The sequence below is a fragment of the Endozoicomonas atrinae genome, assembly GCF_001647025.1.
GTDB lineage: Bacteria > Pseudomonadota > Gammaproteobacteria > Pseudomonadales > Endozoicomonadaceae > Endozoicomonas > Endozoicomonas atrinae.
This window is the reverse complement of sequence record NZ_LUKQ02000197.1, coordinates 1-10,136: the sequence shown is the minus strand read 5'-3', so window position 1 is coordinate 10,136 and position 10,136 is coordinate 1. Positions and strand designations below refer to the sequence as shown.

Sequence of the window (10,136 nt, the reverse complement as noted above, 5' to 3'; positions counted from 1 at the left end):
TACTGTCCAGAGCAGACTTAACTATGATTTCCATGAGAGGAGGTATCAACAGATAGATTATTAGGATTCTCTACTCTGGTTGATTCCTCTCATGGTTGCCTATTTCGGAAAACTGTCCGGACTATTGTTTGTGAATAGACATAAATAATTAGCCATTAATCGAAAATACCTCAATTTTATATTATCTGATTGAAAGTGCCCTCTGCAGGTCTTGTCCTACCTCCAAAACCGGCTTGCAAACAGTGATTATTAGATCCAAGCTTTGCTGATGAGCACACCAGTGAACAAAGTCGATGATCTTATCAATTTAGGTATCGGTCAGCCTGGTCCGGAGTTGTTACCTGCCGGGCTATTCCATTCAGTGTCAGTAAATGCCTCACACCTTGGTTACGGTGATGCGGCCGGTGATGAGGGGTTTCGAGAGACCCTGGCCAGCTGGCTGTCAGTGGAGTATGGTCAGACGGTATTGGCTGATCAGCTGATGGTGACATGCGGTTCCAGTAATGGGCTGGATATGATCTGTAACCAGTTCGCTAGGCCCGGTGATACCTTGCTAGTAGAGGAACCGACGTACTTTATTGCTCTGAAACGCTTTGCTGATCAGGGGTTAAATGTGGTTGCCATCCCGATGGATCAAGAGGGTGTTCAACCCGGTGCCCTGGAAGAGGCCATTGTCCAGCATAATCCGGCCCTTATTTATACCATTCCAACTTTTCAAAACCCCACCGGTATCAGTCAGTCCAGTCTTCGCCGGCAGGCACTGGTCGAGCTGGTCAAACGATATCAGTGTCCGCTGATTACTGATGATGTCTATCAATGCCTGTACTTCGAACAGCGACCGGCACCGCCATTGGCTTGTTATGACCCAGAAGCTCCAGTGCTGTCCATCGGTTCGTTTTCCAAAATTCTGGCTCCGGGTCTGCGTCTTGGCTGGATTCAGGGTGGCGGAGCACTGAGGCTGCGGTTGATCGATTCCCCGTTACTCAACAGTGGTGGAGGGTTGGCACCAGTTACCTCTGCGCTGGTTGAGCCGATTATTTCCGGTGGTCAGCTCAGCGAGCACCTGTTCCAGTTAAGGCAAACTCTTCAGGTTCGAAGAGACTGTCTGCATCATTGTATCGAAACCCGGTTGGCTGACCGGTTGCAGGTTAACAAACCTCAGGGTGGGTATTTTCTCTGGGCATCTCGTACTGATGGAGGTAAGGCGATAGATGGCCTTGCAGCGGCTAAGAAAGCCGGGGTTGCCTTTCTCGGTGGGACTTTGTTTGGCAGCAGCCCGCAACTTGCCACGTCAATTCGCTTGTGTTTTGCCAGGTATGGCGTGTGTGATCTGGAGCGAGGCTGTGATCGTTTGGTCCGGGCTCTGGATCAGGAGTCTCGATGACATGCTAGTTGATGAGTGATCAGTACTGCGTATGTTAAAACAAGCGGTACTGAAGTGAGAGCCCTGCCATCAGAAAGACTTTGTGGAGGCTATAACTCGTGAATTCGCATGAAAGGATTCAGCTTGCTCCCGCGAAGCTTGGCAATGTAATAGGGAGGGTGTAGCCCAGCAGAAAGCCATTCCAGGCTTACACACCAAACCAGGTGATATAGTCCACAGCCGTACCAAGAATGACCATGAATACGACCAATCCATAGCGTACTTTCATAAGACACCTTTCGATATTGGTTCTATTTATCTTTATACCATGGATAGATTTACCACTTTGATGAAGAGAGTGCCAGAGTTCCGTGTGGGAATTGACATGAAAAAAAGGAGTAGGACAGGGCGAGGATTTACTTTGTATTTTAATGAATCATCAACTGTCTGCCTGCGATTTCCCTGATTTTTGTCGGTAAAATAAGTATAAAGTGTTGTAAACAAACGCAAGTAAGGAAACTTTTACTTTTATTCATGATCAGATGGAAAAACTTTTTTATCAAGTCAGGGGTGTGAGAATGGGGAATCCTGCCGGTATTCAGAGTCAGCCAGCAAAAATCACTTTTACAAGAGAACCTGTCGTTGCCAACACTCTATCGTCTCAGACTGCCTGTTTTAGCGGAATGAGTCCTTCCTTTGGATGCCCGAAAATATAGAAAGCATTGGTGATGGCTTCAAAGAATACATAGAACTATGTGACCAAAAAGATGACAGGGATAGAGCTTGTGTTGAAAGAGAGCAACTGCTCGAAGAACTGAACAAAGTCATGTTTAATTTTATAGATCCCAAGCTCTTGGATTTTATGGATCCTGAGGACACGGAGGAATTTGTAACATACCTTTCTCGTGTCAGGGAACTGAAATTATTCTATGAAAATAATCTTTCTGCTTTTAAAAAGTACCGGATTCCAGAGCCTGTTATTTGGTTACCAGTCAGTTTGCTGGGCATTAATCATGCTCGGGTATCATTAACACACATGGCTGACTTTGTGTCGGGCTGCTTGGTAGGTGATGGATTATTCCGAGGGCTGGATAGACTTAATGGCCTTCTGGAACCTCATTCTCTGAAGGTCAGAGATATCTGGCTGGCATATTTGGGCGCCAGTAGTGGGGAGGATTTTAACCCAATATCCATTAAGCTTGTTATCAGTGTACAGGTAATGGGTGATAATAAAGGCGATACAACTCACTTTAAAGTACCCATTTACAATACACCGGCCCCTTCTGTTGATGTTCTGGCCGATGAGATATTGGGGTATTTTGTACTAGCCGAAGACGAAATATTAATTTAGTTGTTGCCTTTGGCTGCGGTAAAAGGGATAAATTTGGTACTTAAGTAGGATTAATGAACCAAATACTAGTGATCATTGGTCCAGGGCATCGCTGTACTTTGCTTCGCACTGAAACAAGTGGAAAAAACAGCCCCATGGTTTGTTGTTGGACCTGTGACAATTTTCCCTGTGGCTATTCCATGTTGAGTTAAGCGGCAGCAGCAGTGAACCGGATATTTTTCCTGGCTTCAATATTGGCCTCGGCTCTTTCGGCACGGTCTATCAATTGAGTTCTGTGCTTCTGATTTGCTGCCAGCAGTTCATTTTCAATTTGATTCAGGTAGGGTTGTAATTCGCCATTCAGGTTCTGTAATGCTGTTTTAACCATTTTCCTGGCATTCTCTGACTTTCCTGCATTGGCAACTTCCTGTAATTCCTGCCTTACTGCGTTACTGGGTTGTTTCAGGTCAAGCGTGCGCTTCTGTGGGATATTTGTGCCCCTTTTAGTACTTACTAAACTGAAGCCGGTACCATTTCCGCGGATTAATGCTCTCCTATCAGCTGTTTTGAAGTCTTTCAACTCAGGCATTACGTGCTTCAGCTCATCACACATCAGTCTGAACAGATCAGTATTTTTAGAGTGTTCGCTAAACGTTAATGTTGAGATATTTTTTGATAGCCCTTGATAAAACCCCTGCATCGTATTTTGATTGCCTTCGAAAAACTTCATGGCAGCAGCGCTATCTCCAGCTTGAAGTTTTTCAAATTGTTGATCCAATGATGTCTTGAGTTCAGTCATTTTTTTCCAGCCTGTAGTAACTTCCAGCTGGCTTCTGGTACCAGTAGAACTTTTGCCTAATGGTTTACCATCATTACAGAGCACGCTGATTTTCTCGAAGATACTATCTGCCTGACCCTTTAATTCCTGACAGTGGGCTAAAAGTTTGGGGGGAACTCCACCGCTCGTCTGGGCAGATACAGAAGTAATACCATTCTCGCTTATATCCCGAATATGGTCTTTAATGGCCTGGTCCGTGTAATTGTTTTTGGCCACTTCTTCCAGTGAGCTGCCTGGCAGCGCACTTTGTCGCTCTACCGTCGCTAACTTTTCATGGATGGCAGTGGATAGCACTTGTTTTAATTCACTGACAAAGACATCAGGATCGTAATCCGGAGCAGTGTATCTAGGCACTGACGAATGCGCTGTGTGAAGGTCGATGCCTTCCATAACCTTATCAGCCCCTTTACCCAGCCAGGTATGAGCCTGGGATGAAAGGGCATCGGCTTCACTGCGCATTACTCCTTTTTCCAGGTTATCTTCACACTGCCTGACAAACTCAGAGTTTTCCCGCTGAGCCATAACGCCGGTCATCATCTCAAGGAAGCTGCCCTGTTCATTCCACTGAGCCGCTTTAAAGTTTCTCAGTGCAGCTTTTGATGATTCTGGAAAATCTTTGCATTCCCATGAATCAAGAAATGCATCCAGGTCACTTTCCAGGTTGGCATCCGGTGGCTCCTGACCACTTGGGGGCGAAACGTGCAATATCGACTTGATCACCCGTTGCTGCTGAGCGGTTGGTTGACCTCCAAGAGTCTGAAGCAGTGCATCTCTGGCCGTTTCCGTTGACTGGTGAGCGTTCTGAAACGCCTCAACCAGATCGGCAGTTCCAGCACTGTCTGATTTTGATACTGCCGATGGATTAACCACCATGTAGAAGTTCTGTTGCCGGAAGTTCGTGGACTTACGAGAGAAACGGCCAAACTCCTGAACCATCAGGCTGCTGCGTCGATTGGAATCTTCGAGCATCCCCATATGAATACCGATACTGTCGGGGCTTTGTGGGCAGTCTGTTCCGACCCCCTGGGTTGAGTCCAGGCGGACGTCGTAGAGGTTGGGGTTTTTACGAATAATGCCTTCCATCTCCGGCGATACTCTGGCTCCCATTTCCTGAAATTTTTCCTGTTGCGGGTCGTATAAACAGAGCTCTTTGTTCGCGTTATAGTACAAGAGCCCTCGAGACTCACCGCCCCGTGCGTTTTGTAGGTTTTGATGGTCATTTTTAACGTTCTCAAACCTGGAAACTTCCGATTCACCGGCGTCGTTACCATCAAATAGAATGATCTGTTTATCCTTACCGGATTGCGCCATAGCACTGTTTAAAATACTGACTCTACCCTCAGCACTTGCTGTATCGTTGGCAACGATGGGCGTCGTTTTGGTCAGCCAGTTAAAGAACCGGGCATTGGTGGTCATTGGGTCAGATTTGAACTTATCAGCAGCTTCATTAACCGAAGTGGAGTCTGTGAGTACTGCCATGGTAAAGCCGCTGCCCATGGTGGCTGACAGGCAGACTTTATTCTTGCTGCCACTGAGAAAGGCCGACTGTACCTGAGCCACTTCATCCGAACCTATCGGGCTGTTCATGTTCAGGGGAGCCAGAGCCTGGTTCATGGATGAGGTTAACCCGTTAAGTTCTTCCTGACGGCCTGGCATAACGCCACGGTCATACTCATCAAATATGTTTACACCGTCGTACTGCAATGTATCGACAATTTTTTCGAGTAGGGCGACTTCCTCCTTTGATTCTCCGGTTGCTTTCAGTTTGTCCTTCAGCGTCATTAAGACCTGAACATCCTCGGTTGAGACACCCAGTGGTTCCTTTTGACTGACAGTGTCTAGGATTTCCTTCAGGTTATCGGTGCTCCACCAGGCTGATCCCTGTGCGGGCTCGACATAGTCTTTGAAGATATCCAGCCGGTGGTAATCAACTCCCTGGTCGGCAAAGTAATGGTGCAGGGAGTGATCCAGCTCAGCCTGGTTGTTGGCGGGCGCAATAACACGGGCACGCAGTCCCTTCTGGAAGGCCTGGTCGGCGGCAAGAGGAATGACGGTTTTACTTTTACCATAGCCGGTTCCGAGCTGGAAAATCAGGCTCTGTCCCTCGGCACTGTCTCCGCCCTGATGGATTTTCTCAATCAGGTCAAACACCTCTTTTGCCATGTCGGGTTGATTGCCTCGTAACATCAACCCTCCCTGCTCGAGAGTCATCATTACCCGGTTTTGTTCGGTCAGTCCTTCGGAATAATAATGTTGAATCCGTGCATTGGCCTCAATTTGTGAACTGGCCAGCAGGGCCATGTCGAGGTTCCACTGCTGGCTGGCGGTGGTGAACTCATCATCATCCATCACCAGACTTTCTTCATGTGCACTTTTCAAGCCCGACAGTTTGTTGCTCAGACCATCCAGACTACGACCCAGGCCAACCGAAAAATCCCGTTCGTTTTTCACCAGCATCAGTTGAACCAGATCATCGCTGAAACTGGCGGTATCGACACCAGCCGGTAAGTGACCTTTTTTGAAGTTATTGATGGCGAAATCAACCAGCTCGTCGTTCCGGAAGGTCTCCAGCCCTTTAGGGTTCTCACTGCTGTTTCTGATGGCTGCTCCCAGTTTCTGGGTTAACGAGTCTACGCCCTGGCTTAAACGCAGCTGGCGGTCCCGGTTCACTTTCACCACTTTTTCAACGTTCTTTTCAACTTCCTGAATGGAACCCTCGGATCCGGCGTTGGCATTCGGATCGATTTCACAGCCCTGAAATGCAGAGATCTGTTGAAAGGCGCTGTCTTTAAATGCCTGCATACTCTTCTTACCCAGCTCGACCAGGGCATCACTGCCAGCCTGCTTAGGGCTTTGCTCGGCGTAGCTATTGCCTGCCTTCTCAAAGGTGGCATCAACAGAGAGTGTTTCATAGCGTTGAAGGTCGGGGTTAAGGCTGGCATCCTGAAGAGTGCTGCCTGTTGCCTGTCTGGCTTGTTTTGCTTCCTGTTGCAGGCTGTATTGACTCTTACTGACAATGCGGCGGTTTAAATCAGTACTTTTATTTTCTGTGCTGATCAGTGCTTTAAGGTTCTGTTGCCCCTTAACTTCCTGACTGACCTGTTGGTGAAGTGAAGCCAGCTTTTCCCTGTCTCCCCCCCATTTATTTGAAATCGAGCGAATGCCACCATTTAATATGTCGGCTTTATCCAGGGCTGCTTCTCTACTCTCACCGCTAATAGCTGGAAGGGTTGAATCGTTCGGGTTTTCTGCTGTGGCCCGGAGGAAGAATTCTGCCTCGATGATTTCATCGGTGCTGGTGCTGTCAGTATCAATCGGTTTTGGCTTGAGTTTGCCATCTCCTCCTGGCTCATACAGGAAATATCGACTTTCGCTGGCAGTATTCTGCAGCACCAGAATACCAGTCTTACCATCATCTGCCTTGACCGGAAGCCAGTTACCTTCAAATGGAATATTGATCTCAGGGTGCTGGTAAAGCAGGCGGGGCTGAACCGTATAATGCTTGTTACCCAGCATACCATGCCATTCGCCGGCACCGTTTTTCTCCAAGGTAATACCGGCAGGTTTACCACCGTCGATGGCAATGCTTTCTGCCCCTCCATCGGTTTTACGGTGGCTGGCGCCAGAAACATCGCCGAAGAACTTATTCAGAGGGGTGTTGCCACCGCTGATCTGTCTGGTTTGAAATGAGCCTTCTCTTTTGGACTGTTTGTTTTCCAATGCACCGGCATCCAGTAAACCTCCCGGTTTTTGAAAGGCCTCCATCATTTCCAATGAGTTGGGCGGTATATTCGGTGCTGATGATTCGGGCAGCTTGTTCTGCAAGTCCATGCACTGTTCAGTCAGCTTTTGATGTCGGGTTTTGTCTCCTTTCGCTGTCAACGTATCTCTGTGTTGACGGGCAGACTCGACTGCCAGCTTTGAATTGGGCTTTTCGAGGTCATCTAAACAGGCGTTGAGGACGGCCGTCATATCTGGCATTTTGGGAAGGTTGAATCGATCCCGGATATCCAGAAGCCCGGTTTGTAATGCAGAATCAACACCGCCCTCCACGGCGCTGTTGGTAATACCTTCATTCGTCGTCTTAACGCTACTGATCAGCGACAGCAGCATGGGCCGGATCCGGTCGTCATCAATCATCCTCACTGCCTGATCCCGCTGGGTTGGATCGGTAATGCTGTCGAGATGACCTGAGCTGGTTCGACCCTGATTAAATAGAGCTTCCAGTTGTTCACCTGCATCTTTTACTGCGGCTGACGCAAACTGTTTGCCTCTGTTGTTCAATTTCCCCTGATGTATTCTGGAATGCAGGTTGCCCGGCTTAAGACGGCTCAGCTTTCGGGAGTAGTCCATGTACAACTGTTGCTGTTCGTCGTGCGTTTTCCCTTTAATATCTTCCCCGCATTGGCTGACCAGTTCTTCAGTTGCCGTTTTGATGGTTTGACCGGCTACATAATTGGCCACTTCACTGCTATTACCAGGCTGGAAGCTATCGCCAAGATGGGTCAATACGTCACTTAGATAGTCATCAGGCGTGTCAATGGTCGCGTCAAATTTGGGGATATTATTGACCTGTGTTTTAACACCATCACTGGAAAGGGCTTGATCCGCTGCAGCCATCTGCTGTTCTTGAACTGCAAGATCATTTTTTAATTTATTAACCTGTTTTTCAAGTGCAGCAAGCCCCTCAGTATCTCCTTTATTTCTTGTTGCAAACTTCTGAATGGTCTTATCCAGTTCAGTTCTCAGTGAATTTATTCTTCCTCGCATTTGCTGCCGTACGCCAGCCCCGTTGGGTTCTTTATCACCGTTGATACTTGGAGCACTGACCTCTTTTTCTAATCGGGCTATGTCTCGATTAAACTGATTTACTTCACTGACAATGCTGTTAACCGAGGTCTTGAATGCCCTGTTAGTGCTGGGTATGTTCCCCCCTGATGTGTCTACCTTAAGACTTTGGACATTAGTCTCTGCCAGTTTCTTGTTTAATGCACTGGTATCTGAATCCGCAGTACCAGCCTTAGTTGTGTCTGATGCTGTTTTGGGTGGGGCAGGCTGCCCCGTCGTTACCTGAGTGTCACCGCTTGGTCCGGTATCGACAGTTTGCCCGGTCTCACCGGTTGGTCCGGTATTGCCAGTTTGCCCGGTTTCAACGGTTGGTCCGGTATCGACAGTTTGCCCGGTCTCACCGGTTTGTCCAGTGTCACCGGCTGGCCCGTTATCACTCGTCGGCTCAGTATCGGCAGTTTGTCCAGTGTCACCGGCTGGCCCGTTATCACTCGTCGGCTCAGTATCGGCAGTTTGTCCAGTGTCACCGGCTGGCCCGTTATCACTCGTCGGCTCAGTATCGGCAGTTTGTCCAGTGTCACCGGCTGGCCCGTTATCACTCGTCGGCTCAATATCGGCAGTTTGTCCAGTATCACCGGCAGGCCCGGTATCGGCAGTTTGCCCAGTATCATCGGTTTCTCGGGTATTTTCAGGTTGCTGATCTGTCCCAGTTGTAGGGTCTGGTTTTTCAGTAGAGTCCTGTACTATTTTTGGAATCAGTGAAAGTGAAGAGTCTTGCCCAAATATGTCAGGAATCACGGTCACTTCCACATCGAGACCGTCCAGGGGATCTGAACCATCTTCAGTACCGGGGGGGGGAATGGTGGCATCCTTATCAGCTCGAGCTGGGTCTATGGAGTCTTGTGCTGCTGGGGTAGGTGTTGCAGGCCTGTTATTGTCCAGCTCCGGTTTAGTATGTGCTTGAGAAGGCTGGTCGGTTGTATCTGTTTGTCCGGATTGAGGGCTTGCCGCTGTTTGATGTTGAGCCGTTGGGCTACCGTCAACGTGCTTAAATGTGACGGTACTGTCTTTAATTTCGTGTCGAACATTGATGTTGAGCAGACATTGTCTGTTCTCAAGCCTTGTGAACTCCTTAACACCACCAGCCCCTTCTCCGATCTGCTGATCAAGCTCCGTAACGGAGTTTTTTAGCGTGTCAATTTGCTTTTGTACAGCTGGCTCATCGAAGGATTTGAAGTGTTTTTCATGGTGATTTTGAAGAATAGTCACGGCTTTCTTCATTAATCCGTCCAGGTTGTCACGCTTAGACAGCTCATCCCCGGGAGGGATCAGGCTGAATTTTGTTCCGTCTTTAAGTGTTATTTTGACCTTCAGAGCTGGTGGGAACTCTGTGTTTTTAAGAATCTCTAGAACTTCCTGCGGGCTATTGCCCTCTGCTTTTAAAGCCTTTACTGCATCGTTAAGCCCATGTAGGGAAGCGCTGACGGCCTTATGTTCACTACGTTGCTTAAGCAGTTCATCTGCCTGCTCAAGCAGTTTACTTTGCGTTTCCTGAGGCGCTTCCTTGGTGGTTTTTTCCACCTGGCCGCTCTGAACGCTGTGGACCTTCTGGCCATTAAGGTGCGTGACGTTCCTTTCATCGGACTTAAGCGTATTTGGGCCTTCTGCGTCTGGCTGATCAGCGCTCTTTATACCAATCGCATTTTCTAAATCCTTAAGCTGCCGCCAACTATGCTTAGGCATCATTACCATGCATTATCTAGAACAGATGTCTCGTCGACCACAGCTACCCGAAGGTTTTAATGATGTTGATTTTC

General features: G+C 48.2%; 3 protein-coding genes. 2 read left to right on the top strand and 1 reads right to left on the bottom strand.

Annotated features, from left to right (window positions below; translation table 11 throughout):
* Positions 1–268: 268 nt before the first annotated feature.
* Together AK963_RS20865 and AK963_RS20860 are read left to right on the top strand one after the other, a co-directional pair.
* Complete coding sequence (locus AK963_RS20865) at positions 269–1,384, top strand: aminotransferase-like domain-containing protein (RefSeq protein WP_066017357.1); 1,116 nt, start codon at positions 269–271, stop codon at positions 1,382–1,384.
* A 679-nt stretch (positions 1,385–2,063) separates the two neighbouring features.
* Positions 2,064–2,714, top strand: a complete 651-nt coding sequence (locus AK963_RS20860; RefSeq protein WP_066017356.1) for a hypothetical protein — start codon at positions 2,064–2,066, stop codon at positions 2,712–2,714.
* Positions 2,715–2,901: 187 nt separating this feature from the next.
* On the opposite strand, the gene AK963_RS20855 is transcribed toward AK963_RS20860, so the two are convergent.
* Complete coding sequence (locus AK963_RS20855; protein WP_175404587.1) at positions 2,902–10,065, bottom strand: hypothetical protein; 7,164 nt, start codon at positions 10,063–10,065, stop codon at positions 2,902–2,904.
* Positions 10,066–10,136 lie beyond the last annotated feature (71 nt).